At 52.4% G+C, this 25,112-nt stretch carries 23 protein-coding genes; 20 read left to right on the top strand and 3 right to left on the bottom strand.

Annotated features, from left to right (window positions below; all coding sequences use genetic code 11):
* The first annotated feature begins 82 nt into the window (after positions 1 to 82).
* The 9 genes from J7J49_RS01985 (at position 83) to J7J49_RS01945 (ending at position 9,168) form a co-directional block, all read left to right on the top strand.
* Positions 83 to 550: a DUF2489 domain-containing protein gene (locus tag J7J49_RS01985; RefSeq protein WP_064233783.1), complete on the top strand. Its 468-nt coding sequence runs from the start codon at positions 83 to 85 to the stop codon at positions 548 to 550.
* 334 nt (positions 551 to 884) lie between these two features.
* Positions 885 to 1,754 carry an OmpA family protein gene (locus J7J49_RS01980; protein WP_215089808.1) on the top strand — a complete coding sequence of 290 codons (870 nt, stop codon included), beginning with the start codon at positions 885 to 887 and terminating at the stop codon, positions 1,752 to 1,754.
* Between the two features lie 220 nt (positions 1,755 to 1,974).
* On the top strand, positions 1,975 to 3,897 hold the full coding sequence (gene thrS, locus J7J49_RS01975; protein ID WP_215089806.1) for a threonine--tRNA ligase: 1,923 nt from the start codon (positions 1,975 to 1,977) through the stop codon (positions 3,895 to 3,897).
* A 60-nt stretch (positions 3,898 to 3,957) separates the two neighbouring features.
* Entirely contained in the window at positions 3,958 to 4,449 is a 492-nt protein-coding gene (gene infC, locus J7J49_RS01970; protein ID WP_009287797.1) for a translation initiation factor IF-3, read from the top strand.
* 82 nt (positions 4,450 to 4,531) lie between these two features.
* On the top strand, positions 4,532 to 4,726 hold the full coding sequence (rpmI, locus tag J7J49_RS01965; protein WP_027959586.1) for a 50S ribosomal protein L35: 195 nt from the start codon (positions 4,532 to 4,534) through the stop codon (positions 4,724 to 4,726).
* Positions 4,727 to 4,790: 64 nt separating this feature from the next.
* Positions 4,791 to 5,144, top strand: coding sequence for a 50S ribosomal protein L20 (gene rplT / locus J7J49_RS01960; protein ID WP_007114344.1), 354 nt, complete (start codon positions 4,791 to 4,793; stop codon positions 5,142 to 5,144).
* A 159-nt stretch (positions 5,145 to 5,303) separates the two neighbouring features.
* Complete coding sequence (gene pheS / locus J7J49_RS01955; protein ID WP_215089804.1) at positions 5,304 to 6,323, top strand: phenylalanine--tRNA ligase subunit alpha; 1,020 nt, start codon at positions 5,304 to 5,306, stop codon at positions 6,321 to 6,323.
* 26 nt (positions 6,324 to 6,349) lie between these two features.
* Complete coding sequence (pheT, locus tag J7J49_RS01950) at positions 6,350 to 8,731, top strand: phenylalanine--tRNA ligase subunit beta (protein ID WP_215089802.1); 2,382 nt, start codon at positions 6,350 to 6,352, stop codon at positions 8,729 to 8,731.
* Between the two features lie 137 nt (positions 8,732 to 8,868).
* Entirely contained in the window at positions 8,869 to 9,168 is a 300-nt protein-coding gene (locus J7J49_RS01945) for an integration host factor subunit alpha (protein WP_035579533.1), read from the top strand.
* 186 nt (positions 9,169 to 9,354) lie between these two features.
* On the opposite strand, the gene J7J49_RS01940 is transcribed toward J7J49_RS01945, so the two are convergent.
* Positions 9,355 to 9,561, bottom strand: coding sequence for a DUF2788 domain-containing protein (locus tag J7J49_RS01940; RefSeq protein WP_064233771.1), 207 nt, complete (start codon positions 9,559 to 9,561; stop codon positions 9,355 to 9,357).
* Positions 9,562 to 9,704: 143 nt separating this feature from the next.
* On the opposite strand from J7J49_RS01940, the gene J7J49_RS01935 reads away from it, so the two are divergent.
* From J7J49_RS01935 to J7J49_RS01900, 8 genes are all read left to right on the top strand, one after another.
* Positions 9,705 to 10,169 (top strand): flavodoxin, encoded by a 465-nt coding sequence (locus J7J49_RS01935; protein ID WP_064233769.1) that lies wholly within the window; start codon positions 9,705 to 9,707, stop codon positions 10,167 to 10,169.
* A gap of 3 nt (positions 10,170 to 10,172) precedes the next feature.
* Positions 10,173 to 10,550: a hypothetical protein gene (locus tag J7J49_RS01930; protein WP_215089800.1), complete on the top strand. Its 378-nt coding sequence runs from the start codon at positions 10,173 to 10,175 to the stop codon at positions 10,548 to 10,550.
* 279 nt (positions 10,551 to 10,829) lie between these two features.
* The gene (gene tig, locus J7J49_RS01925; RefSeq protein WP_215089798.1) at positions 10,830 to 12,182 is read left to right on the top strand and encodes a trigger factor; all 1,353 of its coding nucleotides are present in this window, start codon (positions 10,830 to 10,832) and stop codon (positions 12,180 to 12,182) included.
* 68 nt (positions 12,183 to 12,250) lie between these two features.
* On the top strand, positions 12,251 to 12,868 hold the full coding sequence (clpP, locus tag J7J49_RS01920) for an ATP-dependent Clp endopeptidase proteolytic subunit ClpP (RefSeq protein ID WP_007114336.1): 618 nt from the start codon (positions 12,251 to 12,253) through the stop codon (positions 12,866 to 12,868).
* 74 nt (positions 12,869 to 12,942) lie between these two features.
* On the top strand, positions 12,943 to 14,223 hold the full coding sequence (clpX, locus tag J7J49_RS01915; protein ID WP_064233761.1) for an ATP-dependent Clp protease ATP-binding subunit ClpX: 1,281 nt from the start codon (positions 12,943 to 12,945) through the stop codon (positions 14,221 to 14,223).
* A gap of 347 nt (positions 14,224 to 14,570) precedes the next feature.
* A complete protein-coding gene (gene lon, locus J7J49_RS01910; RefSeq protein WP_064233759.1) occupies positions 14,571 to 16,982 on the top strand; it encodes an endopeptidase La in 2,412 nt (803 codons plus the stop codon).
* A 194-nt stretch (positions 16,983 to 17,176) separates the two neighbouring features.
* The gene (gene hbs / locus J7J49_RS01905) at positions 17,177 to 17,449 is read left to right on the top strand and encodes a non-specific DNA-binding protein Hbs (protein ID WP_035579518.1); all 273 of its coding nucleotides are present in this window, start codon (positions 17,177 to 17,179) and stop codon (positions 17,447 to 17,449) included.
* Positions 17,450 to 17,575: 126 nt separating this feature from the next.
* Positions 17,576 to 19,396 (top strand): SurA N-terminal domain-containing protein, encoded by a 1,821-nt coding sequence (locus J7J49_RS01900; protein ID WP_215089797.1) that lies wholly within the window; start codon positions 17,576 to 17,578, stop codon positions 19,394 to 19,396.
* Between the two features lie 94 nt (positions 19,397 to 19,490).
* Here J7J49_RS01900 and J7J49_RS01895 read toward each other — a convergent pair whose 3' ends face one another.
* Both J7J49_RS01895 and J7J49_RS01890 read right to left on the bottom strand, forming a co-directional pair.
* Positions 19,491 to 20,264, bottom strand: a complete 774-nt coding sequence (locus tag J7J49_RS01895) for a UDP-2,3-diacylglucosamine diphosphatase (protein ID WP_064233755.1) — start codon at positions 20,262 to 20,264, stop codon at positions 19,491 to 19,493.
* Between the two features lie 13 nt (positions 20,265 to 20,277).
* Positions 20,278 to 20,778: a peptidylprolyl isomerase gene (locus J7J49_RS01890; protein WP_064233753.1), complete on the bottom strand. Its 501-nt coding sequence runs from the start codon at positions 20,776 to 20,778 to the stop codon at positions 20,278 to 20,280.
* Between the two features lie 179 nt (positions 20,779 to 20,957).
* On the opposite strand from J7J49_RS01890, the gene J7J49_RS01885 reads away from it, so the two are divergent.
* The 3 genes from J7J49_RS01885 (at position 20,958) to osmF (ending at position 25,093) form a co-directional block, all read left to right on the top strand.
* Positions 20,958 to 22,637 carry a glutamine--tRNA ligase/YqeY domain fusion protein gene (locus J7J49_RS01885; RefSeq protein WP_215089795.1) on the top strand — a complete coding sequence of 560 codons (1,680 nt, stop codon included), beginning with the start codon at positions 20,958 to 20,960 and terminating at the stop codon, positions 22,635 to 22,637.
* Between the two features lie 12 nt (positions 22,638 to 22,649).
* Complete coding sequence (cysS, locus tag J7J49_RS01880) at positions 22,650 to 24,050, top strand: cysteine--tRNA ligase (protein WP_215089793.1); 1,401 nt, start codon at positions 22,650 to 22,652, stop codon at positions 24,048 to 24,050.
* Between the two features lie 116 nt (positions 24,051 to 24,166).
* Positions 24,167 to 25,093 (top strand): glycine betaine ABC transporter substrate-binding protein OsmF, encoded by a 927-nt coding sequence (gene osmF / locus J7J49_RS01875; RefSeq protein WP_064233746.1) that lies wholly within the window; start codon positions 24,167 to 24,169, stop codon positions 25,091 to 25,093.
* Positions 25,094 to 25,112 lie beyond the last annotated feature (19 nt).

Raw genomic sequence — 25,112 nt, 5'->3', positions numbered from 1 at the left:
AAATCTGGATGCCATTGGCCTAATGGTGGTATAAGGGTGTACAATTTTCGTCAAGTAATTTATTCGCTTAATGAGGAGTTTCATGAGCTCAACGGTAGCGCTGGTATTACTGGCCGTGGCGATTGCAGTGATTATAGGCCTATGCCTCTACGCATGGTCTTTACGTAAAGAAGTCAGTCGTCGAGAAGCTTACCGGCGCGATGAAGATGCTCGCGCTCAGCAAAACAGCTTAGAAAATCTAGATTATGTTGCAAGCGCGCTTGTTCAGGAGCAGGTTGATATTACTGAGGGGGCTTGGCGCTGCAAGGTACTTCTTGAAATCATTGACCCTAGCTTAACGGAACGAGCGGAATTTAAGGCATTTGCTGAGCATTATAGTCGCACTCAACATTTGAATACCCATTCAGCTCGTCAACAATTGTCCGCCCGAGAGCGCATGCAAGAGGACAAAGAACGGCTGATGGCAGAAAATGAGATGCGTGAAGACGTGTTGGAAGCCGCACAAGCAGTGTTAAAATGGCGCTCCAAAGGTAAAAATGCACTGCATTAATCTTGATTTTGAGCGGTTTGAGCCGACAAGATGTATAACAAACTAATTTTTAATGCCTATCGCGGCAATTTTGCTATGCTGAAGGATGTCGGTATTGGCAAGAAGTTGATATCTTGGCATTGTTGCCTTCTCGCGCTTAAGCGTTAATGATAGGCACACCGTTTTGTATTGATCGGGTTCTAGGTGATTAGTACGTTGCTATTTGTACTGGGAGCTTGGAGCGTTAACTGACGATGCAGGACAGGCGAAAAATGGATGCTCTCGCAAATAAGAAGCATTGGACAGATTTGGTCACTTATGACCATTTCAGCATTGGATCAAGAAGGAGTCTTGCATGAAAAAATCAACGACTGGTTTGCTAATCGGTTCTGCGCTGGTAGTTGGCCTCTCTGGCTGTGCCAGCTCGGCCTCTCAGCCTTCCGGCCAATCAAGCGCTAGCAGTGACCGTAGCTGGTACCAGCATCCTGCAGTGTGCGGTTTGGCGGGCGGCTTAATCGGTGGCAGCATTGGCTACGCCACCAGCAGCAGTTCTGATGAAGAGAGCGGTGCTGCTACTGGTGCCGCTGCTGGTGCTGCTATCGGCGGTTTGCTATGTGCTGACCGTACACCGGAGCCGGTTGCACCACAGTGCCCAAGCTACGGCGAAGTTCCTGCTGGTGTTGCTGTTGACGCCCAAGGTTGCCCGCTAGATTCTGATGGCGATGGCGTACCGGACTACCGTGATCAGTGCCCAGGCACACCTGCTGGCGTTGAAGTTAATGCCAACGGTTGCCCGCTTGACTCCGATAACGACGGCGTGCCGGACTACCGTGATCAGTGCCCGAATACCCCTGCTGGCGTAGAAGTTAACGCCCTGGGTTGCCCGGATAGCGTTGTTTTACAAGATGTTAACTTCGAGTTTGATTCTGCTCAGTTGACTTCTAACGCTCAGAATGTACTGAACGGTGTCGCTGAGCGTTTGGTTAGCAACCCTGATGTGCGCGTAAGCATCGAAGGTCACACTGATTCACGCGGTTCTGACGAGTACAACAAAAACTTGTCACAAGAGCGTGCTCAGTCTGTTGCAGCTTACCTCGCTAGCCGCGGTGTAGCCTCTAACCGCATGCGTGCGGTTGGCTACGGTGAAGAGCGCCCGATCGCCTCTAACGAGACTGAAGAAGGTCGCTTCCAGAACCGTCGCGTTGAACTGGATGAGTGGAACTAAGTTCACTTGTCGTCTGAGGTTTGCTGATTGCCTTTAAACGGCTAACGGCATCCTACAGGTAAAGAAACGGGAGGCTCATGCCTCCCGTTTTTATTTTAAGCGCCAGGTAAGTCTGCTAGGCTTGTCGCTGTTTTATAGCGGTATATTTTGCACCTCCCAAGACCATTGATAGCGAAATGTGATCCTTGGTATGGATCACCACTGCGCTCAAGGAACCTGAATGCCTATTGTTACTCTGCCCGACGGCAGTCAAAGAACGTTCGAAGCACCACTGACCATTATGCAGCTTGCAGAATCCATTGGCCCTGGTTTGGCCAAGGCGTGCATTGCTGGGAAAATCGATGGTGTGCTGGTCGATGCCGCTGATCTGATTGAGCAAGACGCGAAAGTGGCCATTATTACAGCCCGTGACGAGGAGGGGCTGGAAATTATCCGTCACTCCTGTGCTCATCTCATTGGTCATGCGGTCAAACAGATGTACCCCGAGGCCAAAATGGCGATCGGGCCGGTCATTGATGACGGTTTTTACTACGATATCGAGTTCGGTCAATCTGTTACTCCAGAGGATCTGGAAGCGATAGAAAAGCGTATGCTGTCACTGATTGAGCGCGAGTACGACGTAGTACGCGAATACGTCAATCGCGATCAGGCAATGCTGACCTTCTTGCACCGTGATGAACCCTATAAGCAGGAAATCGTTCGCGACATTCCCGATGATGCGAAGATCCGGCTTTATCATCACGAAGAGTACACCGACATGTGCCGTGGTCCGCACGTGCCAAATACTCGCCACTTAAAAGCCTTTAAGCTGACTAAGTTGGCCGGTGCTTACTGGCGTGGCGATGCTGCCAATACCATGCTAACGCGTATTTATGGCACCGCATGGGGCGATAAAAAACAGCTTAAAGCATATCTCAAGCGTCTTGAAGAAGCCGAGAAGCGCGATCACCGTAAACTCGCCCGCAAAATGGACTTATTCCATATTCAGGAAGAAGCGCCGGGCATGGTGTTTTGGCATCCCAATGGCTGGACAATGTACCAGGCCTTGGAAGAGTACATGCGCAACATTCAGCGCGAACATGGCTACCAGGAAATCAAAACGCCCCAGGTGGTTGACCTCTCTTTGTGGAAAAAATCCGGGCACTGGGGGCATTACAGTGAGCTGATGTTTACCACCGAGTCTGAGAAGCGCGAATACGCGGTCAAGCCGATGAACTGCCCTTGCCATGTGCAAGTGTTTAACCAGGGCCTGAAAAGCTACCGTGACTTGCCGCTGCGTCTGGCCGAGTTCGGCAGTTGCCACCGTAATGAGCCTTCTGGTTCGCTGCATGGTCTGATGCGCGTGCGCGGCTTTACCCAAGATGATGCGCATATTTTCTGTACTGAAGGCCAGATCCAAGCTGAAGCGGAAGATTTTATAGCGCTCACGCTGCAAGTTTATAAGACGCTTGGTTTTGAAGATGTTGAACTGAAGCTTTCAACGCGCCCGGAAGACTTTTTAGGCGAGGCAGAAATGTGGGATCAGGCCGAGCAAGGGCTTGAGGCTGCATTGAATGCGACGGGCCTGGCGTGGGATCTCCAGCCGGGTGAGGGGGCTTTTTATGGCCCTAAAATTGAATTTGCACTACGCGATTGCCTGAATCGTGTCTGGCAGTGTGGTACGCTACAGCTCGATTTTAACTTGCCAGGGCGTTTAGGGGCTCAGTACGTTGATGAAGATGGCGTACGGAAGACCCCTGTGATGCTTCACCGCGCGATTTTAGGCTCCTTCGAGCGTTTCTTGGGGATTCTGATTGAGCATTATGCGGGCGCTATGCCATTATGGCTGTCGCCACAGCAGGCGGTTGTCATGACTATCACCGATTCACAGCGCGAATATGCGCTTGATTTGGAGAAACGCCTGCAAAAAAGTGGCTTGCGTGTTAAAGCGGACTTGAGGAACGAGAAGATCGGCTTTAAAATCCGTGAGCATACGTTACAGAAAGTTCCCTATCTCCTTGTGGTGGGAGATAAGGAAGTCGAAGCTGACTCACTGGCCGTGCGAACACGCAGCGGCGAAAACCTCGGTACAATGACGGTCGATGAGTTTATTGAACGCCATACTGCCGAGAGAGCAGCCCTGGCGACATCGTCAATTGCCTAAGGAGACGGAACGATCAAGAGAAGCAACCAGCGCGGGCGTCCAGCAGACAAACGCCCACCAATGAACGAGCGAATTGTCGAAGAAGAAGTACGCCTTATTGGTAGCGACGGTGAGCAGTTGGGTGTTGTGCCCACCACCGAAGCGCTAGAGCGTGCTGAATCTGAGAGCTTAGATCTCGTGCAAATTTCGAATGCCGACCCCATCGTCTGTAAGATTATGGATTACGGCAAGTTTGTTTTTGAGACCAAGAAGCAGAAAGCGGCTCAAAAGAAGAAGCAGAAGCAAATCCAGGTTAAGGAAGTTAAATTCCGTCCTGGCACCGATGAGGGCGATTATCAGGTCAAGCTTAAAAACCTGACGCGCTTTTTGGAAGGTGGTGACAAGGGCAAAGTCACACTGCGCTTCCGTGGTCGTGAAATGGCGCACCAGGACATCGGCCGAAAACTGATGGAAAGGATCGCGGCAGACCTGGAAGAGATCGGAGTGGTAGAGGCCTTTCCTAAAATGGAAGGCCGCCAGATGATCATGATTATTGCCCCGAAGAAGAAGTGATCCAACGGCGATGTCAACGGGCCACCGTTAAACCGGTGGTCGGCCCTGGGTTTTCTAAAAAATATCGAGCGGAGTTTTCCTCATGCCGAAAATCAAAAGCAACAGCGGCGCTGCCAAGCGCTTCAAGAAGACTGCTAATGGCTTTAAGCACAAGCAGTCTCACCGTAGCCACATCTTGACCAAGAAATCGACCAAGCGTAAGCGTCAACTGCGTGGAATGAAGCAGATCCACGCGTCTGATAAAGCGCTCATCCAGCGTATGCTGCCGAATCTATAAGTCGGGTTTTCGTTTTTCTGAGTGCACAATTTTTTTGCCTCAGCCTTAAAGTCAGGAGTGTGTTATGACTCGAGTTAAACGTGGCGTAGTAGCGCGTCGTCGCCATAAAAAAGTATTGAAGCTTGCCAAAGGTTACTACGGTGCCCGTTCGCGTGTTTTCCGCGTTGCCAAGCAAGCCGTTATCAAAGCGGGCCAGTACGCCTACCGTGACCGTCGCAACCGTAAGCGCCAGTTCCGCGCGCTTTGGATCCAGCGTATTAACGCTGGTGCACGCGTAAACGGCATGTCTTACAGCCGTTTTGTAGGCGGTCTTAAGAAAGCCGGTATTGAAATCGACCGTAAAGTATTGGCCGATTTGGCGGTACACGAGAAGGCTGCATTTGCTGCCATCGTGGAAAAAGCCAAGGCTGCCCAATAAGGTAGTAGGCACTGGGCGTTTGCCCGTGTTACGTACCTGAGGTCATTTCAGTGTGACCCATCCAGGGGAAGAGCAGCCGCTCTTCCCCTGTTTTTTTGTCACCTTCAACGTGCCACGCCATCTTCACGGATGGACACCGCTTAATTCGGAGTGAAACGGATGGATCACCTTCCTACTCTGGTCTCTGAGGCGCGCGACGCCATTCAGGCAGCGCAGAGTGTCGCCGCACTAGACGAGTTACGAGTACGCTACTTAGGTAAGAAAGGTGAGGTAACTGCCTTGCTGAAAGGCCTGGGTAAGCTGTCAGCTGAAGAGCGCCCGGCGGCAGGCGAGCGTATTAACCAAGCCAAGCAAACACTGGCCGATGAAATTGATGCCAAGCGTCAGCAGCTTGAGAGTGCTGCGCTGAATGCCCGCTTGGCCGCTGAAAGTATCGATGTCACTTTGCCAGGGCGTGGCCAGGCCAGTGGAGGGTTGCATCCCGTAACGCGCACCCTCGAACGTATAGAGGGTCTGTTTACACGTATTGGTTATGACGTGGCGGTAGGGCCTGAAATTGAAGACGACTATCACAATTTTGAAGCCCTCAATATTCCTGCGCACCATCCTGCGCGTGGCATGGCCGATACCTTCTATTTTGACGCCACACGCTTGCTACGTACTCACACCTCGCCGGTGCAAGTGCGCACCATGAAAACCAGCGAGCCGCCCATTCGTATCGTCTGCCCTGGGCGTGTCTATCGCAGCGACTCCGATTTGACCCACACGCCGATGTTCCATCAAGTGGAGGGCTTGTTGGTGGATGAAGGGGTTAGTTTTGCTGACCTTAAAGGAACCATTGAAGACTTCTTGCAGGCATTTTTTGAGCGCGACGATCTTTCGGTGCGTTTTCGCCCCTCCTACTTCCCATTCACTGAGCCTTCCGCCGAAGTGGATATTCAGTGCGTGATGTGTAGCGGGGCAGGCTGTCGCGTCTGTTCCCATAGTGGCTGGTTGGAAGTGATGGGCTGCGGCATGGTGCACCCTGAGGTATTTCGTCATTCGGGCATTGATACCGAGCGCTATACCGGATTTGCCTTCGGCATGGGGGCTGAGCGTTTGGCAATGCTGCGCTACGGCGTTAATGATTTGCGCCTGTTCTTTGAAAACGATCTGCGTTTTTTACGTCAATTCGCTTAAGACCGCCGCCGAATACAGGATCAACCATGAAATTTTCAGAACAGTGGCTGCGTGAGTGGGTTTCCCCGCAGCTTGAAACGCAGGCAATGGCCGACCAGATCACCATGGCGGGCTTGGAAGTCGACGCTGTTGAGGCGGTAGCCGCCGCCTTTAGCGGCGTAGTGGTAGCTGAGGTGCTGAGTAAAGAGAAGCACCCTGATGCAGACAAGCTCAATGTCTGCACCGTTAATGACGGTAGTGGCGAACCGGTTCAGGTTGTTTGCGGGGCGCCCAATGTCGATGTTGGCCAGAAAGTACCCTTTGCCCAGGTGGGTGGTGTGCTGCCGGGTGACTTCAAGATCAAAAAAGCCAAGCTGCGCGGCGTTGAATCGCGGGGGATGATCTGTTCAGCCTCCGAGTTGGGGCTTGAAGAGGAGACATCGCCGGGCATTCTGGTGCTGTCGGCTTCAGCGCCAGTGGGTGACGACTTTCGAGAGTTCATGCATCTTAATGACATGACGATTGAAGTCGATTTGACGCCAAACCGCGGCGACTGCTTAAGCATTAAAGGGATGGCGCGTGAAGTTGGTGTGCTCAACCGTTTGCCGGTTAATGGGCCGGCAATAGCGCCGGTGGAGGCTACCATTGAGGATAGCTTCACAGTTAGTATTGAGGCGCCCGAGCAGTGCCCTCGCTATATTGGCCGCGTAATCAAGGGTGTCAATGTTAAGTCCGAAACACCGCTGTGGATGGTCGAGCGCTTGCGCCGCAGTGGCGTGCGCTCTATTGACCCAGTCGTGGATATTACCAACTACGTCATGCTGGAATTAGGCCAGCCGATGCACGCCTTTGATCGTGACAACCTGCAAGGGGGCATGGTTGTGCGCATGGCCAAGCCAGGCGAGAAGCTAACGCTGCTTGATGGTAATGACGTGGCGCTGCGTCCTGAGACGCTGGTGATCGCCGATCATTCCGGTCCGCTAGCCATGGCAGGGGTGATGGGGGGTGAAAACTCCGGCGTTAATCAAAATACCCAGACTATTTTCCTTGAATCAGCCTTCTTTACCCCGCTTGCGATTGCTGGCCAAGCGCGTTCCTACGGGTTGCACACTGATGCATCACACCGTTTTGAGCGCGGTGTTGATCCGCAGTTGACGCCAGTTGCCGTCGAGCGGGCCACGCAGCTTTTGATTGAAATCTGTGGCGGTCAGGCTGGGCCTGTTGTTGAAACACAAAGTGTTGAGCATATGCCCGCAGAGCGCGCGATTCTCTTGCGCAGTGCGCGTTTAGAACAGGCGCTATCAAAAGCACTCGATAGCGATGATGTGACCGATATCTTGCAGCGCCTAGGGCTTGATGTCCGCGTGCAGGATACCGGTTGGGCCGTCACCGCGCCAAGCTGGCGTTTTGATCTAGCTATCGAAGAAGATCTTATCGAAGAAGTGGCGCGTATCCATGGCTACAATAATTTACCGGTACGACGTCCTGCGGCGCGCTTAGCACTGCGCTCCGCAGACGAGGCAACGCTCACTCAGGCACGGTTGCGCCGTCAGATGGTTGCGCGCGGTTTTCAGGAAGCGATTACCTACAGTTTTGTGGCGCCCGAGCTACAGGCGGCCATTTTGCCTGATGCCGTAAGCCCTGCGCTCGCTAACCCGATCTCGGCTGATCTATCGGTGATGCGCGCTAGCCTGTTTCCCGGCTTGGTGCGTGCCTTGGAGTACAACCTTAACCGCCAGCAAACCCGTGTGCGACTGTTTGAAACCGGTCTGGTCTTTAACGGCGAACTGGATGCGCTGTCACAAGTGCCGATGCTCGGCGCCCTGGTATGTGGCCCACGGGAAGCCGAGGGCTGGAGTGATGCGAAAGATCGGGTAGATTTCTATGACCTAAAAGGCGATTTAGAAAGCCTCCTGGCCTTGGGCGGTAACGCTGACGCATGGCGTTTTGAGCCTGCTGAGCATCCAGCGCTTCATCCTGGTCAAAGTGCGCAGCTGCTGCACCATGGAGAGCCTGCGGGTTGGATCGGTACTTTGCACCCGCAGGTGCGTGCAACGCTCGGCTTAAAAATGGATGCCGTATTGTTTGAAGTGCGCCTGGATGCGCTCAGCAAAGGCCGGATTCCCGCTTTTGAACCACTATCACGTTTTCCTGAGGTGCGGCGTGATTTGGCGTTTATACTCAAGGAAGCGACACCGGTGCAGGCGCTACTAGATTGTGCCAAGCAGCAAGCGGGCGAATACCTGCAAGACATCAAGCTTTTTGATGTCTATGCCGGTAAAGGTGTCGCCGAAGGGTGCAAGAGTGTTGCATTGGGCTTGACCTGGCAGCATCCATCGCGCACGCTAAACGACGAGGAAATCAATCAGTTGGTCGATTCAATTGTGACACAAGTGCGTGTCAAGCTCGATGCGGAGCTGCGCGGCTAGGTAAGTAGCTTTAATAGGTACCTACGTACCTGGGCCACGTCACGATGCTTATCACGTTCTTGGCAATGCGTTTGCCACTGTAAGTTTGCTACAGGGCGTTTGTTGCTGTGTTTGCTGCAAGGATAAGGAGAAGCCTTATGGGTGCGTTGACCAAAGCAGAGCTAGCTGAACATTTGCATGCGGAGCTAGCGTTGTCTAAACGAGAAGCGAAGGCCATGGTCGAAGCTTTTTTTGAAGAGATTCGAGCCTGCCTGCGTGAAAACGAACAGGTTAAACTGTCGGGGTTTGGTAACTTTGATCTGCGTGATAAGCGCGAGCGACCAGGAAGGAACCCCAAAACCGGGGAAGAAATTCCTATTTCTGCTCGTCGAGTCGTGACGTTTCGTCCGGGCCAAAAGCTCAAACAGCAGGTTGAGCACTATGTAGGTGGTGAGTAGTCTTTTGGTCTATGTGGGGATCTACTCTGAAGGGCTTGGCTGCAGTCGTAGGCTCTAAATCTCAAGCTTAATAAGACGTATGTCCTTTAAAAGGAGTGCCTTCGGGCGCTCCTTTTCTATTTGTGGTCGGCGTTACAGTGAGGGTTGTGATGAAGACGCCTTTGTGGTGATCGGCTGCGGTGCCTATTAAATGCCACCGCCTTCAATCAGCCAAGTAATCACCACTTTAATGACGTAGCCCAGCATGCCAGCGCCTAGCACCACAAACAGCATGATGGTACCAAATTTGCCTGCGTTCGATTTTTTGGCCAAGTCCCAGATAATAAAGCACATAAAGATGATAAGACCGCCAATCATTAGTGGGGTGATCCAGGTCTCGAAGGTTTGCTGCATAGCCACTCCTGTGTGCTGCATGTGAATCACCCGTTGCAGGTGATGTGTCTCATTCTAACCAGTCATGTTAATATTTGAGCAAATTCATCGGGTATTTGTCGACTTGACGGTTGGCACTGTGACACTTTGACAGGGGAGTGACGATGCCGAAGCTGAATATTTTGGTGGGTACTATGTATGGCGGTGCCCTAGACGTGGCAGAACAGGTGAAGCCACTATTTGAACAGGCAGGTTACGCTGTAACTATTCATGAGCAGCCCTCTGTCGATGATATTGTCGGTGGTGATGCTGATTTGGTGCTATTTTGTGTATCGACCACGGGCAGCGGTGATTTTCCCGGCAGTTTTGTACCCTTTGTGCGTAATTTGCGCGAGAAAAGCCCCACGCTTACTTCGCTTCGTTATGGGCTCATCGCGCTGGGTGACAGCTCTTACGGCGATACCTTTTGTGGCGCAGGCCGGGCGCTTGATGAATTGTTGGTGGATCATGGCGCGACTCGATTGGGCGAGCGCCTAGAGGTTGATGCCATGGAAACCTTTATGGCCGACGATGCTGCTGTTCCCTGGGTGGAAGAGTGGATCGTTGCCCAGCAATTAGAGGTGGCCTAAGCGATGCAGCGAGCGCCTACCTCGCCTGAGCGCATTAGTGTTGCGCTAGGCTTATGTATCGTTATATTGGCAACGCTGCCACGCTATATGGCGGGTGGATATGAAACCCGCCAGACGCTAATTATCTTCGCTTTAGCGCTGGTGGCTTTCGCGGCCGTAGTGCAGTGGCGCTTGCTGGCGGTCGAGGCACGTCGCAGACTGCCGCAGTTGTGCAAGCGGTTAGTTATTATGCTGTTATTAGGAATGGCTGTGATGGGCGGCTGGCACGCGCTGTTTACAGACTGGATCAGTTGGCAGGTGCTTATCTCGCATGGTGCAACCCTTGGTGTGTTGCTTCATGCGATAAGCCTTTGGTGGTCAGGTGAGCGTCAAGCCAACTAGTAGTTTTACTACAGTGATTGAAAAAGTCGCTGCAAGACGTACAAAGCAGTAGAATGGTACAAATTACGCAGCGTGGAGCTAATAATTAAGCCGAACACGCCATAAAGCGGTTAATTGCTCGCATATTCCCTTGTTTTTCAAAATCACTGCCCCCATGTTGCGAGCATGGCGCTTGCCACTATGCGTTGGGGTTCTTAAAATTGCCCCTTTGATCTTTTTAGATGCAATCAGCACAATTACATGCAATCAACACAACGCCCAGCCGTTAGAGGACAATTCATGCAAGTTTCTGTCGAGACGACCTCCCAGATCGAACGCCGCATTACCATCCAAGTGCCGGCTGCCGAAATTGACGGGGCCGTAAGTGCTCGCTTGAAAGACACCGCGAAGAACGTTCGCTTGAATGGTTTTCGCCAGGGCCGGGTGCCAATGGCAGTAGTTCAGCAGCGCTACGGTCAAGACGTCCGTAACGAGGTGGTAAGCGAAGTAATGCGCGAGCGCTATGTGCGCGCTATTACCGAAGAAGGCCTGAACCCGGCTGGCTTCCCGCAAATTGAACCATCGGTCAATGAGTCGGGTAAAGATTTAGAGTTCGTTGCGGTAATGGAAATTTACCCGCAGGTTGAGCTGACCTCTATCGAAGGGACAGAGGTTGAGCGTCCGGTGGTTTCCGTCAGCGATGCTGATGTCGACGAAATGATCGATACCTTGCGCAAGCAAAACGCCGCCTGGGAAGAAGTAGACGCTGCTGCCGCCGACGGTGACCAAGTCACTATCGACTTCCAGGGTTACATTGGTGATGAGCCATTTGAAGGCGGTAGCGCCGAAGGTCACTCGCTGGTCATTGGCTCCAATAGCTTTATTCCTGGCTTTGAAGAGCAGTTAATTGGCGCTAAAGCGGGTGAAGAGAAGACGCTGAATGTCACCTTCCCAGAAGATTATCAGGCCGAACATTTGGCTGGCAAAGAAGCCACCTTTAAGGTGACAGTGCATAAAGTCAGCAGCCAGAAATTGCCCGAAGTAGACGCTGAGTTTATCGAGCGCTTTGGCGTTGAAGGCGGCGACCAGGAAAAATTCCGCGCTGAAATCAAGAAGAACATGACCCGTGAAGCGTCGCAAGCCGTTGATAACAGGGTTAAGCAGCAAGTACTTGATGCGCTGAAAAAAGTTAACGAAATTCCTGTGCCTAGCGCACTGGTTCAGCAAGAGACTGACGGCATGAAGCGCCAAGCGGCGCAGCAGTTTGGTCTAGGCGAAGACTTTGATGTCAGTCAGCTACCTAACGAATTGTTCGAAGAGCAGGCCAAGGGGCGCGTTCAGGTCGGTTTGTTGCTAGCTGAGGTGATCAAGGCTAACGAACTTGACGCTGACGATGACGCGATCAAAGCAAAAGTGGCCGAGCTTGCTGAGCAGTATCAAGATCCTGATGAAGTGGTTAGCTACTACATGGGTAACGAGCAACTGAAAACCCAGGTAAAATCTGCCATTCTCGAAGAGAAAGCGGTTGCTAAGCTGCTTGAGCAAACGAACATTAAAGACGTTGAAATGTCTTACCAACAAGCCCTTGCTGCTGCGCAACAGCAGGCAGAGCAAGATGAGGGTGCTGAAGAAGGCGAGCAAGCTAGCGCCTAACACCCTGGAACGTGGCGCACCTTTATGTCGGTGCGCCTTTCCCTTCCCGGACGCAAGGAATCACCTGAATGAGTGAGTTTGATATTCAAAACGCCGGCGGTTTAGTGCCCATGGTGGTTGAGCAGAGCGCCAAAGGGGAAAGAGCCTACGACATTTACTCACGCCTTTTGAAAGAGCGCGTGATCTTTTTGGTAGGCCCTGTAGAAGACTACATGGCTAATCTGGTTGTCGCCCAGCTGTTGTTCCTGGAATCAGAAAACCCCGATAAAGACATTCACCTGTATATCAACTCGCCAGGTGGTTCTGTCACCGCGGGTATGTCGATTTACGACACTATGCAGTTTGTGAAGCCAGATGTATCTACAGTTTGTATTGGTCAGGCGGCTAGCATGGGCGCACTATTGTTGACAGCAGGCGCTGCTGGCAAACGTTACTGCTTGCCTAACTCGCGGGTGATGATTCATCAGCCGCTGGGTGGTTATCAGGGCCAAGCGTCTGACATCGAAATTCATACCCGTGAAATTTTGGGTATTCGCGAAAAGCTGAATCAAATTCTTGCCCATCATACGGGTCAGGATATTGAAGCAGTCTCGCGTGATACCGACCGGGATAATTTCATGAGCGCCAATACAGCCAAAGAGTATGGTTTGATTGATGCAGTGCTGGATAAGCGGCCTACATCCTGATAGCGTGATAGGATTCTGCTTTTCTAACGAGCTTTTCCGGCGGCGAAAGCCGCCGCAGTGATAGAGGTATGCGAATGGCCGACGGCAAAGGCAAGGACGAAGGTGGCAAACTGCTCTACTGCTCGTTTTGTGGAAAAAATCAAAATGAAGTGCGTAAGCTGATTGCGGGCCCGTCCGTTTATATCTGCGATGAGTGTGTCGACTTATGTAATGACATCATTCGCGAGGAAGTTCTCGAAGCCGATGCCGAGAGCGATGAGGAGCGTTTACCTACGCCTCGCGAAATACGTCATACGCTTGATGACTACGTCATTGGACAGGATCGCGCCAAAATGGTGCTTTCCGTAGCGGTGTATAACCACTACAAGCGTCTGAAAACAGATGTACGTGACGGCGATGTAGAACTAGGTAAATCAAACATACTGCTGATTGGTCCCACTGGTAGTGGTAAAACGCTGCTAGCAGAGACTATGGCGCGGTTACTGAATGTACCTTTTACCATTGCGGATGCAACCACGCTGACGGAAGCCGGCTATGTCGGTGAAGATGTTGAAAACATCATCCAAAAGCTGTTGCAGAAGTGCGATTACGACGTCGAAAAAGCCGAGCGCGGTATTGTTTATATCGATGAAATCGACAAGATTTCACGCAAATCGGATAACCCTTCGATCACTCGCGATGTCTCGGGTGAGGGCGTTCAGCAAGCATTGCTGAAGCTTATTGAAGGTACGACTGCTTCTGTGCCGCCTCAAGGCGGACGCAAACACCCCCAGCAGGAGTTTGTCCAGGTTAATACGGGCAATATTCTGTTTATCGTTGGCGGTGCTTTTGCAGGGCTAGATAAAGTTATTCGTGATCGCGCTGAGAAGGGCGGTATCGGCTTTAATGCGGCGGTGAAAAGCAAGGAGTCCTCCCGTGGGGTGGGTGAATTGCTGGCCGATGTTGAGCCTGATGATCTGGTTAAATTCGGCTTGATTCCAGAGTTTGTGGGTCGTTTGCCGATCATCGCGACACTGATGGAACTGACAGAAGATGCATTAGTGCAGATTCTAACAGAGCCTAAGAATTCGCTGGTCAAGCAGTACGCTAAGCTGTTTGAAATGGAAGATGTAACGCTTGAGTTTAGAGATGAAGCGTTACGTGCTGTGGCTGAAAAAGCCATGGAGAGAAAGACTGGTGCACGCGGGCTGCGCTCTATTTTAGAGTCTGTTTTGCTGGATACCATGTACGAAATCCCATCGCTTGAAGGCGTCAGCAAAGTCGTCATCGATGGCTCGGTGATTGCTGGTGAGAGTGAGCCTCTGCTGATCTACTCTCAGCAGGAAGAAACACGTGTCGACGGCACTGATGGTTAGTGGTTAGTCGAGTATCGCGGCCCAGCTTCAACCCGCTTGCGCTAAACCAAGGGGTCGCCTAGGCGACCCCTTGTTATTGCAGAGAGCTATTGCAGAGAGCTATTACAGAGAGTTATTACACAGAGTCATTATAGAGAGTTCCTGTAGAGCTCTGTTGTAGAGTGCTCTTATAAAGCGTGTTGTGAAGCCTAGTTATTTAGCTAGAGAGCTACAAAGCCTAATTCGTGAAGTGTTACTGCATAGCGGATTCAATGCTAACGTCTTAAACGCAAGCATCTTGAAAAGTGTGCAGTACTATTCCAAGTACTCTTTTAAGTACTCATCCGATTTGTCGAGGAACGTCTGCGATGCAGCAGAACGCCGAACAGACACAATGTCTACCCCTTTTGCCATTGCGCGATGTGGTTGTTTATCCGCAAATGGTTATCCCTCTTTTTGTAGGTCGTGAAAAGTCTATCCTGGCGCTCGAAGCGGCGATGGAGGCTGATAAGCGTGTGCTACTAGTGGCTCAGCGTGAAGCGTCTCAAGATGAGCCTGACAACGCGGATCTCTACGCTATGGGCACCGTGGCAGACATCATGCAACTGCTTAAGTTGCCCGATGGCACGGTGAAAGTGCTCATTGAGGGTAATTTCCGAGCGGATGTTCTAAATGTCGAAGAGAACGCTGCAGGCTATACTCAAGCGCATTTAACGCCCCGTGAGAGTGAGCCGCTTACCAGCCGTGAGCAAGAAGCACTGGTGCGTGTGCTGCTCAACCAGTTCGAACAGTACGTTAAGCTCTCCAAAAAAGTCCCCAACGAAGTGCTTAACTCGCTGTCAGGGATAGAAGATCCAAGCCGCTTGGTGGACACTATTTGTGCCCACTTGTCACTTAAAATTGGTGACAAACAGGAGTTGCTGGAGATGGATCGGGTGCGTGATCGTATTGAGCATCTGATGGCGCTGATTGAGTCTGAAATCGATCTGCTTCAAGTAGAGAAACGCATCCGCTCGCGGGTCAAAGAGCAGATGGAGAAGACCCAGCGCGAGTACTACCTCAACGAACAGATGAAAGCTATCCAGAAAGAGATGGGTGAGCTGGATAATGTGCCCAATGAGGCCGAGAAGTACGAGCTGGCGATTCAAGAGTCCGGTATGCCGAAGGAGGCGTCTGAGAAAGCCACACAAGAGCTCAATAAGCTCAAAATGATGGCCTCAAACTCTGCCGAAGCGACTGTGGTGCGTTCCTACCTGGATTGGTTAGTCGCTGTTCCATGGAAAAAACGTACGCGCGTCAAGCATGATCTCATCAAAGCGCAACAAGTGCTGGATGAAGATCATTACGGCCTGGAAGAGGTCAAAGCGCGTATCCTGGAATATCTTGCCGTACAGAAGCGCGTGCGCAAGATGAAGGGCCCGGTGCTGTGCCTCGTCGGGCCGCCTGGGGTGGGCAAAACGTCGCTTGGCCAGTCCATCGCTCGTGCCACCAATCGAAAGTATGTTCGCTTGGCGCTGGGTGGTGTCCGCGATGAATCGGAAATTCGTGGTCATCGGCGCACCTATATTGGCTCGTTGCCGGGTAAGTTGATGCAGCGGATGAGCAGAGCCGGGGTTAAAAACCCGTTGTTCTTGCTGGATGAGGTCGACAAGCTAGGTATGGATCATCGCGGTGACCCGGCTTCTGCGCTGCTCGAAGTGCTTGATCCTGAACAGAACAATAGCTTTAGCGATCACTACTTGGAGCTCGACTACGATCTCTCTGAGACGTTGTTCATCTGTACCGCTAACTCGATGAATATTCCCAGTGCACTGCTTGACCGCATGGAGATTATTCGTTTGCCGGGTTACACCGAAGATGAGAAGCTGGCTATCGCTAAACGCTACTTATTGCCCAAGCAGCTAGCCGCAAACGGTTTAAAAGGCGATGAGTTAACGCTGGAAGATAGCGCACTTTTAGAGCTTATTCGCTACTACACGCGAGAAGCCGGTGTGCGTGAGTTAGAGCGTCAGATTGCCAAGGTGTCGCGCAAAGTGTTACGTGAACGGCTTGAGCAAGAACGTGACCCGCAAGCCGTCCAAGCGGGGCAGAGCTTAACGGCTGAGCAAATTGAGCACTACGCGGGCGTACGCCGCTACAGTTATGGCTTAGCGGAGCAGGACGACCAGATCGGCCGAGTCACAGGGCTTGCCTGGACATCGGTGGGTGGAGAGCTGCTAAATATCGAGTCAGTGGTGACGCCGGGTAAAGGACGAATTAATAAGACCGGCTCACTTGGCGATGTGATGAAAGAGTCGGTGAGTGCCGCCCACACAGTCGTGCGTGCGAGGGCAGAAGCGTATGGCATTGATCCTGAGCGGTTCGAAAAAGAGGATCTGCATATCCACGTTCCTGAAGGGGCAACACCTAAAGATGGGCCCAGTGCGGGTATTGCCATGGTGACGGCGATTGTTTCCGCTTACACCCAGCGTGCGGTACGCTGCGACGTGGCAATGACCGGTGAAGTCAATCTACGCGGAGAAGTATTGCCGATAGGCGGACTGAAGGAGAAATTGCTGGCAGCCCGCCGCGGTGGTATAAAGACAGTGCTAATTCCTGAAGAAAACCGCCGTGATCTCAAGGAAGTACCTGACAATATCAAAGGTGCATTGGATATTCGTCCGGTACGCTGGATAGATGATGTCTTAGCCGTAGCGCTAGCTGATAAGGTAGAAGACGGTGCGCCATTGAAAAGCACCGAAGCATCGTTTAGTAATAACGTCGTTGCTAGCACTCATTAAGCTGTTAAAGTCCTCGTTGGTCTTTAATTTTACTTAATATTTGCCCGCTGCTTGTGTGGCGGGTATCTCGCGGCATGGTTGCTTGACAGATGTTTCAAGGCATTGCTATAAAACGCAGCTATGCTTTGATCGTCGTATCCATCGGTGACCATGCCGTTCAGAGCCATTTTTTTGAAACAGTCAAGGGGTGAAGAGTGAATAAGTCCGAGCTGATTGAAGCCATTGCCGCGTCTGCAGATATTCCTAAAGCAGCGGCAACCCGCGCATTGGATGCCATGGTGGAGTCTGTCACCGATAGCCTTAAAAAAGGCGAAAGCGTATCTCTGGTAGGTTTTGGTACCTTCGCGATCAAAGAGCGTGCCGCTCGTACTGGCCGTAACCCACAAACGGGTGAGCCAATCCAGATCAGCGCCGCCAAAGTACCCAGCTTCAAAGCAGGTAAAGCGCTGAAAGACGCCGTCAACTAATTTGACCGCGTTTGCTGTAACCTAATGGGCGCATCGCATTGGCGATGCGCCCATGTTATTTTCTAACCCACTATTTTTGTCGGGTTAGCGGGCCGATCTGTTTGGCTGTGACTATCTGAGGCTAGCATGCTGCAAAGTATTCGAGATGGCTCCAGGAGCTGGGGTGCCAAAATTATTATCGGTGTTATGGTCGCGGCCATGGCACTTTTCGGGATTGAGTCACTGTTTGGACTTTTTGGCGATGATCCAAACGAAGTCGCGAGCGTCAACGGTCAGCCGATTATGCGCCAACAGCTTGAGCTGGAAGTTCAGCGCGCGCTACGTTCTGGTCAAGTGCCGCCGGAGCAAGAGCGCGCTCTGCGCCGCGATATGCTCGATCAGTTGATTACTCAGAAGCTACTATCCCAGTATGCTGAGGAGGGTGGTTTTGCCGTTTCTGAACAGCAATTAGATCAGTTAATTGTCAGCCTGCCGGAATTTCACGATCAGGATGGTCGCTTCTCCGCAGAGGTGTTCCGCAACCGTCTCGCCAGTGCGGGCTATACGCCGGTTGCATTCCGTGAAGAGTTACGTGTCGATATTCAGCGTCAGCATTTACAGCAGGGCCTAGCCTTCAGTGATTTTAGCCTGCCGAACGAACAAGAGCGCCTCGCTGAGCTACAGCGCCAGCAGCGTAGTTTCCGATATCTGATCCTGGATAGCGATGACGTCGAGGCTGATGTGGATGTTAGCGAGGACGATCTCCAAGCCTATTATGATGCTCACCAGGAGCGCTATGAGCGCCCCGAGCAGGTGCGCCTTGAGTATGTGTTGATTGATCGCCAATCCATGGCAGAAGGCCGTGACGTAGACGAACAGGCACTGCGTGACGCATGGCGCGAGCAAAATCGCGATGCCGATCGCCGAGTATCCCATATCATGATCACCTTTGGTGATGAGCGCAGCCGGGATGAGGCGCAGCAATTGGCTGAGACTGCCCGGGAAGCGCTAGACAGCGGTGAGACGTTTGCAGATACCGCCTTGCGCTACTCTGATGATACCGCCAGCGCAGAAGAGGGTGGCGATCTGGGGGTCATTAGCCGTGGCTTCTTTGGCGACAGCTTTGATGAAGCGGCCTTTGGCCTCGAAGAGGGCGATGTTTCCCAACCGGTTGAGTTGGATAACGCTTTCCACATCATTCAGGTGACGGATATTCAGGGCCCCACTTTTGAACAGCAGCGTGATGAGTTGGCGCGTGAAGTCGCATTACGTGATGTTGGCGATGAGTTTAACCAACGTGTCCAACAGCTGATTGATGAGAGCTTCGCAGCGGATGACCTGCAGAGCGTTGCCGATGATCTTGATCTGACCCTGCAGGAGAGCGATTGGCTCGCCCGTGATGATGAGGCTGACGGGGTGCTGTCTGAGCCTGGCGTGATCTCTGCGGCGTTTAGTGGCGATGTGCTTGAAGAGGGCTACAACAGCGAAGTGATTGAGTTGGATCAGGATCGACGCTTGGTACTTCGCGTAGCCGAGCACCGCGATGCGACGCTGCTGCCACTTGATGAAGTGCGCGATGAGGTTGAAGTCTCGGTAGCCGCCGAGCAGCAGCAACAGGCGCTGCGTGAAGAAGCGCAGGCGCTGGTCGACAACCTGCGGGAAAGTCAGCAGGTGGATGTTGATTGGCTCGAGGTCAATAACGTAAGCCGTCAAGCCGATACCACTGTGCCTCAATTGGTTGTTCAAGAAGCTTTCCGTATACCACGCCCGGCAGAGGGCGAAAGCGTCTATCGCACGGTTGAGTTGCCGCAAGGCGTTGCTGTGGTAGCGCTAGATAGCGTAAGCGTAGGTGAGGTTGACGAACAAATGGAAACGTTTGTTGCCCAAATGGCCGAGCAGTTGCGTGCACAATCGGTGTTGCAAGGGTTAATTGATGACTTGCGCAGCGATGCTGATATACAGCGGTAGAATCGTCTAAGTTCTGAGTTGGAAACAGCAAGACAAAAAAGCCGATCTCACGATCGGCTTTTTAATGCGTAAAGGGTTAACGCTTAAAGCACTCTTAGGCATCAGGCAACTGCGTTAATGAAAACTGACGCAGTCGAGGCGCCGTGTGGTCACTGCGCTCGATAATAATATCCCAGCCATGCTGGGCATCCCAGTCGCCCAGCACATAACGTTTAGCCGGCACATCTTCTACCGTTAAGTCATGGACGTGGGGACGGTGGGTATGGCCATGAATCATGGTGGACACGCCGTGGCGCTCCATGACATGGATGACCTCCTGATGAGTGACATCCATGATCGCTTCAGTCTTATTAGCGTTAGCTTCGCCCGATTGCGCGCGCAAACTCTGGGCAAGCGCTACGCGCTGCTCCAAAGGTAGCGCCAGCATCTGTGACTGCCATTCAGGGTTACGCGACTGCTGGCGAAAAGCCATATAGGCTTCATCCCGAGTACACATGCTGTCGCCGTGCAATAGCACAACCGGTACGCCCTGAATCTCCACTTCCTCAATATCCGGCAGTAGAAAGGCCTGACAGGCATTAATAAAGCGCTCGCCGAGCAGAAAATCACGATTGCCATGCATTAAGTATACGGCGGTGCCATCGCTGCTAAGCTTGCGTAAACGCTTGATAACCTCTTGGGCAACGCCGCAAAGTGGGTGCGTATTGGCGTCGAGTAGATCATCGCCAATCCAGGCATCAAAAAGATCACCCAGAATATACAGCGCGTCGGCTCCTGGAGCGGTGTGCTCCAAATAACGATAAAACCCCTGGTTGATCGCTGGGGTATCGCTACTCAGATGAAGATCGGCAACAAGCAGTGTGCGCATAAGGCTCCCCGCGTTATTCCGCGTCTTTAACGTACGCGCGCTCGATAATGACATCTTCAGAGGGTACGTCGGCGTGCATGCCGCGGCGGGTCGTCGCTACATTTTTAATTTCGTTGACCACATCCATGCCGTCAACGACTTCGCCAAATACCGCATAGCCCCAGCCCTGCAAACTTTTACCGCTGTGATCAAGAAAACTATTATCGCCCACATTGATAAAAAACTGGGCAGTCGCCGAGTGTGGGTCTTGGGTGCGAGCCATTGCCAGCGTGCCAATGGTGTTTTTCAAGCCGTTATCGGCTTCGTTGTCGATAGGGTCGCGGGTCGGTTTTTGCTCGAAGTCTTTATCGAAACCGCCGCCTTGCACCATAAAACCGTCAATTACCCGGTGAAACAGGGTGCCGTCGTAAAATCCGTCGCGAACATACTGCTCAAAATTCGCTGCGCTAATCGGCGCTTTCTCGTGGTTAAGGGCGATGGTGATGTCACCATGGTTGGTCTGTAATACGATCATAGATAAATTCCTGTTCAATAAAGGCGTTCGCCTTGGCGCTGTGCATCGGCGTCACGCTATAATAGCGGTTTTGCCCTGCACCGCGAAGGGCCATAGGCGTATCCTATGTTTTTACAGCGTTTTCACAGCATGTCTTCACGGCTCAGTACGCCATTCACCACGAGGTTATCAACACCATCATGACCAACGAGACCACCCCAGCGCCGAACTTCATTCGCAACCAAGTACGCGACGAAATCGAGGGCGGCCAGGTCACTAAAATCGTGACGCGCTTCCCCCCGGAGCCCAATGGCTTCCTGCATATCGGCCATGCGAAGTCGATCTGTCTAAATTTCGGGTTGGCGGAGCAACTGGGTGGCGAGTGTCATCTACGTTTTGACGACACCAACCCGGCCAAGGAAGAGCAGGCTTACATTGATGCGATCAAAGAAGACGTCAGTTGGCTAGGCTTTGAATGGACAGGGCCGGTGCGCTTTGCCTCCGACTACTTCGATCAGCTCTACGCCTGGGCGCAGCACTTAATGCGTGAAGGCAAAGCTTATGTCGACGACCTGTCACCGGATGAAATCCGTGAGTATCGCGGCACCCTGACGGCGCCGGGTAAGCCCAGCCCCTACCGTGAGCGCAGCGTCGAAGAGAACCTGGATTTGCTGGCGCGCATGCGTGAAGGTGAGTTTGGTGAAAGCAAAAAAGTGGTGCGCGCGAAGATTGATATGGCCTCACCCAATATCAATTTACGCGACCCGATTATCTATCGCATTCGCCACGCCAGCCATCACCAAACCGGTGATAAGTGGAAAATTTACCCCTCTTACGACTTTACCCATGGTCAGTCCGATGCCATTGAGGGGATTACCCATTCCATCTGCACTCTGGAGTTTGAAGATCACCGCCCACTCTATGAGTGGTTTTTAAATAATTTACCGGTACCTGCGAAACCGCGCCAAATTGAGTTCGCGCGGCTGAATCTCGATTACACCCTGACTTCCAAGCGTAAGTTGAAGCTGCTGGTTGACGAGCAAATCGTAAATGGTTGGGATGATCCGCGTATGCCAACGATCTCCGGCATGCGTCGCCGTGGCTACACGCCAGCGTCAATTCGCAAGTTCTGCGAGATGATTGGGGTTACTCGCGCCGACGGTGGCCTGGTAGATATCGCCATGTTGACTCATGCGATTCGCTCGGATCTTGAAGACAATGCCCCGCGCGCCATGTGTGTTTTAAAACCACTGAAAGTAGTGCTCACTAACGTGCCGGAAGACCACGAAGAGGTGTACGAAGTGCCGGGGCACCCCGCCCGCGACGATATGACCATGCGTAAAGTGCCGTTTAGCCGCGAGCTGTATATTGATCAAGACGACTTTATGGAAGACGCGCCCAAAAAGTTCTTCCGCCTGGCCCCAGGTAAAGAAGTACGCCTGCGCAACAGCTACGTGATTCGCTGTGACGAAGTGATCAAAGACGCTGCCGGCGAAATCAGCGAACTGCACTGCTCGGTGGATTTCGATACCTTGGGTAAGAACCCCGAAGGGCGTAAGGTCAAAGGCGTTATTCACTGGGTTAGCGCTAGCCACGGCGTGCCGATGGAGGTGCGTCTGTACGACAACCTGTTCACCGTTGAACAGCCTGATCGCGATAAAGACGTCGACTTTCTGGAGCACCTGAATCCGCAGTCTTTGGTGGTCTGCCAGGCCATCGGTGAGCCAAGTCTTGCCGAGGCAACGCCGGAGTCGCGCTTCCAGTTCGAGCGCGTCGGTTACTTCTGTGCGGATCGCCATGACACAACGCCAGAGCATTTGGTGTTTAACCGTACCGTAGGCTTAAAAGATAGCTGGGCGAAAATCAAACAGAAGGGTTAAGGAAAACGTCATATGCATATTTACAATACGCTGACGCGTCGCAAAGAACCTTTCACCCCGTTAGTGGCGGGAAAAGTGAGCATGTATGTCTGCGGCATGACGGTGTATGACTACTGCCACCTGGGGCACGCCCGGGTCATGGTCGCCTTTGACGTTATCACTCGTTATTTTCGAGAGCGCGGCTATGACGTGAACTACGTGCGCAACATTACCGATATTGACGACAAGATCCTCAAGCGCGCCGACGAGAATGGTGAAAGTATCACTGCGCTGACTGAGCGCATGATCGATGCCATGCACGAAGACGAGCAGCGCCTGTTTGTTTTGCCGCCCAGTCATGAGCCCCGCGCTACCGGCCATATCGACGATATTGTAGCGATGATTGAAACGCTGATTGAGAAAGGTTTTGCCTACGCGGCAGATAACGGCGACGTCTACTACCGGGTTCGTAAATTTGCTGATTACGGCAAACTCAATAATCGTCAGCTCGACGATATGCGTGCAGGAAGCCGGGTCGATGTTGATGCGCATAAAGAAGACCCGCTCGATTTTGTGCTCTGGAAAGCGGCTAAACCAGGGGAGGCGCACTGGTCGTCCCCCTGGGGGGACGGGCGTCCAGGCTGGCACATTGAGTGCTCAGCAATGTCGACCTGCTGCTTGGGCGACACCTTCGATATTCATGGTGGCGGGCCAGATTTAACCTTTCCACACCATGAAAATGAGATCGCTCAATCAGAGGCGGCTACGGGGAAGACTTACGTCAACACCTGGATGCACGCAGGCGCCGTGCGGGTCAACCAGGAGAAGATGTCCAAGTCTTTGGGCAACTTCTTCACCATTCGGGACGTGCTGGCCGAGCACGACCCGGAAGTGGTGCGTTTTCTGCTGGTCGCCAGCCATTATCGTAGCCCGATTAACTACTCGGTTGACTCACTGACGGAGGCTAGAAAATCACTAACTAGGCTGTATACGTCGCTGGAAGGTCTTGAACTAAGCGCTTCAAATGATGTGAGCGGTGACGCATCGGCTTACCGTGAGCGCTTTACCCAGGTAATGGACGATGACTTCAATACTCCCGAAGCCCTGGCGGTGATGTTTGAGCTTGCTCGGGAGGTTAACCGCGCTAAACAGGAGCAGCCTGATGAAGCGGCTAAGCTCGCGGGCGAGTTAAAGCGGCTAGGCGCTATTTTGGGGCTCCTTCAGCAAACGCCGCAAACGTTCTTAAAAGGCACCCAGCAGCAGGGGATGCCGCTAACGGAGAGCGAGATCGAAGCCAAAATTGCTCATCGTGTAGCGGCTAAAGCCAATAAGGATTTTGCCCAGGCGGACGCGATCCGTGATGAGCTTGCTGCAATGGGAATTATTTTGAAAGACTCCCGGGAAGGTACGTCTTGGGTGTTTGAGGCTCCCTGAACGTTGAAGGCTTTTGTAGTGAAAAAGCTGAAGGCTCTTATAGTGTAAAAGCTGAAGGCTCTTATACTGGTTAAGAGCCTCAGTGTTAAAAAGCCTACTTCAAAAGGAACTCCAAGATGCGCTTTTCAGCGAATGCTTTTACCGCCAAGTCCCTGCTCACTGCTTGCACCCTATCCGTTGCTGCTTTTTCTCAGGCCAGTGCCAATGAGCCTGTCGTAGTGTCATCCAAAATCGACACGGAAGGTTCGGTATTGGGTGAGCTGATTATTCAAACCCTAGAACGCCACGATATTGCCACGGAAAACCGTTTACAGCTGGGCGGCACTAGCGTTGTCCGCACGGCTTTAGAAGCCGGTGAGATCGACCTTTACCCAGAATACACCGGTAATGGTGCGTTCTTTTTCGATATGGCCGATAGCCCGGTATGGAATAATGCTGATAAGGCTTATGAAACCGTACGTGATCGTGATGCGAAGCAAGGCTTGATATGGCTGCAGCCTGCCAGTGCGAATAACACCTGGGCAATGAGCATCCGGGAAGATGTCGCCACTGAAAATGAGCTGGTGAGCCTAGACGATCTCGCCGCCTACTTGGCCGATGGCGGTGAATTCAAATTTGCTGCAAGTGCTGAATTTGTCGAGTCTGCCCAAGCACTGCCCGCGTTCCAGGAAGCCTACGGTTTTGAGCTCAGCAACGATCAACTGTTGGTGCTCTCCGGTGGCAATACCGCCGCTACTATGCAGGCCGCCGCCCAGCAGACCAGTGGTGTTAATGGCGCCATGACCTACGGCACGGACGGTGGCTTAAATGCGCTGGGGTTGGTGGTACTGGAAGACACTAAGGGTGTGCAGCCAGTGTATCAGCCTGCTCCCGTAGTGCGTGAAAGCGTACTGGAAACGTACCCAGAAATTGAAGCGCTGCTCAATGAGGTGTTTACCACTCTCGATTTAGTCACCCTGCAAACGCTCAATGCCGACGTCGCTGTTAACGGGCTGTCGCCATCCCAAGTGGCTAGCGACTACCTCGATACGCTTAATGATTAATGCCTGGTAATCTTATAAA

The sequence above is a fragment of the Halomonas sp. ISL-56 genome, assembly GCF_018612805.1.
Classification (GTDB): domain Bacteria; phylum Pseudomonadota; class Gammaproteobacteria; order Pseudomonadales; family Halomonadaceae; genus Vreelandella.
This window is presented reverse-complemented; position numbering and strand designations above follow the sequence as displayed.

Bases quoted from the DNA above. Each gene is read 5' to 3' on its own strand.
- J7J49_RS01985 (WP_064233783.1), top strand. From the start codon at position 83: ATGAGCTCAACGGTAGCGCTGGTATTACTGGCCGTGGCGATTGCAGTG.
- J7J49_RS01980 (WP_215089808.1), top strand. From the start codon at position 885: ATGAAAAAATCAACGACTGGTTTGCTAATCGGTTCTGCGCTGGTAGTT.
- thrS (WP_215089806.1), top strand. From the start codon at position 1,975: ATGCCTATTGTTACTCTGCCCGACGGCAGTCAAAGAACGTTCGAAGCA.
- infC (WP_009287797.1), top strand. From the start codon at position 3,958: ATGAACGAGCGAATTGTCGAAGAAGAAGTACGCCTTATTGGTAGCGAC.
- rpmI (WP_027959586.1), top strand. From the start codon at position 4,532: ATGCCGAAAATCAAAAGCAACAGCGGCGCTGCCAAGCGCTTCAAGAAG.
- rplT (WP_007114344.1), top strand. From the start codon at position 4,791: ATGACTCGAGTTAAACGTGGCGTAGTAGCGCGTCGTCGCCATAAAAAA.
- pheS (WP_215089804.1), top strand. From the start codon at position 5,304: ATGGATCACCTTCCTACTCTGGTCTCTGAGGCGCGCGACGCCATTCAG.
- pheT (WP_215089802.1), top strand. From the start codon at position 6,350: ATGAAATTTTCAGAACAGTGGCTGCGTGAGTGGGTTTCCCCGCAGCTT.
- J7J49_RS01945 (WP_035579533.1), top strand. From the start codon at position 8,869: ATGGGTGCGTTGACCAAAGCAGAGCTAGCTGAACATTTGCATGCGGAG.
- J7J49_RS01940 (WP_064233771.1), bottom strand. From the start codon at position 9,561: ATGCAGCAAACCTTCGAGACCTGGATCACCCCACTAATGATTGGCGGT.
- J7J49_RS01935 (WP_064233769.1), top strand. From the start codon at position 9,705: ATGCCGAAGCTGAATATTTTGGTGGGTACTATGTATGGCGGTGCCCTA.
- J7J49_RS01930 (WP_215089800.1), top strand. From the start codon at position 10,173: ATGCAGCGAGCGCCTACCTCGCCTGAGCGCATTAGTGTTGCGCTAGGC.
- tig (WP_215089798.1), top strand. From the start codon at position 10,830: ATGCAAGTTTCTGTCGAGACGACCTCCCAGATCGAACGCCGCATTACC.
- clpP (WP_007114336.1), top strand. From the start codon at position 12,251: ATGAGTGAGTTTGATATTCAAAACGCCGGCGGTTTAGTGCCCATGGTG.
- clpX (WP_064233761.1), top strand. From the start codon at position 12,943: ATGGCCGACGGCAAAGGCAAGGACGAAGGTGGCAAACTGCTCTACTGC.
- lon (WP_064233759.1), top strand. From the start codon at position 14,571: ATGCAGCAGAACGCCGAACAGACACAATGTCTACCCCTTTTGCCATTG.
- J7J49_RS01900 (WP_215089797.1), top strand. From the start codon at position 17,576: ATGCTGCAAAGTATTCGAGATGGCTCCAGGAGCTGGGGTGCCAAAATT.
- J7J49_RS01895 (WP_064233755.1), bottom strand. From the start codon at position 20,264: ATGCGCACACTGCTTGTTGCCGATCTTCATCTGAGTAGCGATACCCCA.
- J7J49_RS01890 (WP_064233753.1), bottom strand. From the start codon at position 20,778: ATGATCGTATTACAGACCAACCATGGTGACATCACCATCGCCCTTAAC.
- J7J49_RS01885 (WP_215089795.1), top strand. From the start codon at position 20,958: ATGACCAACGAGACCACCCCAGCGCCGAACTTCATTCGCAACCAAGTA.
- cysS (WP_215089793.1), top strand. From the start codon at position 22,650: ATGCATATTTACAATACGCTGACGCGTCGCAAAGAACCTTTCACCCCG.
- osmF (WP_064233746.1), top strand. From the start codon at position 24,167: ATGCGCTTTTCAGCGAATGCTTTTACCGCCAAGTCCCTGCTCACTGCT.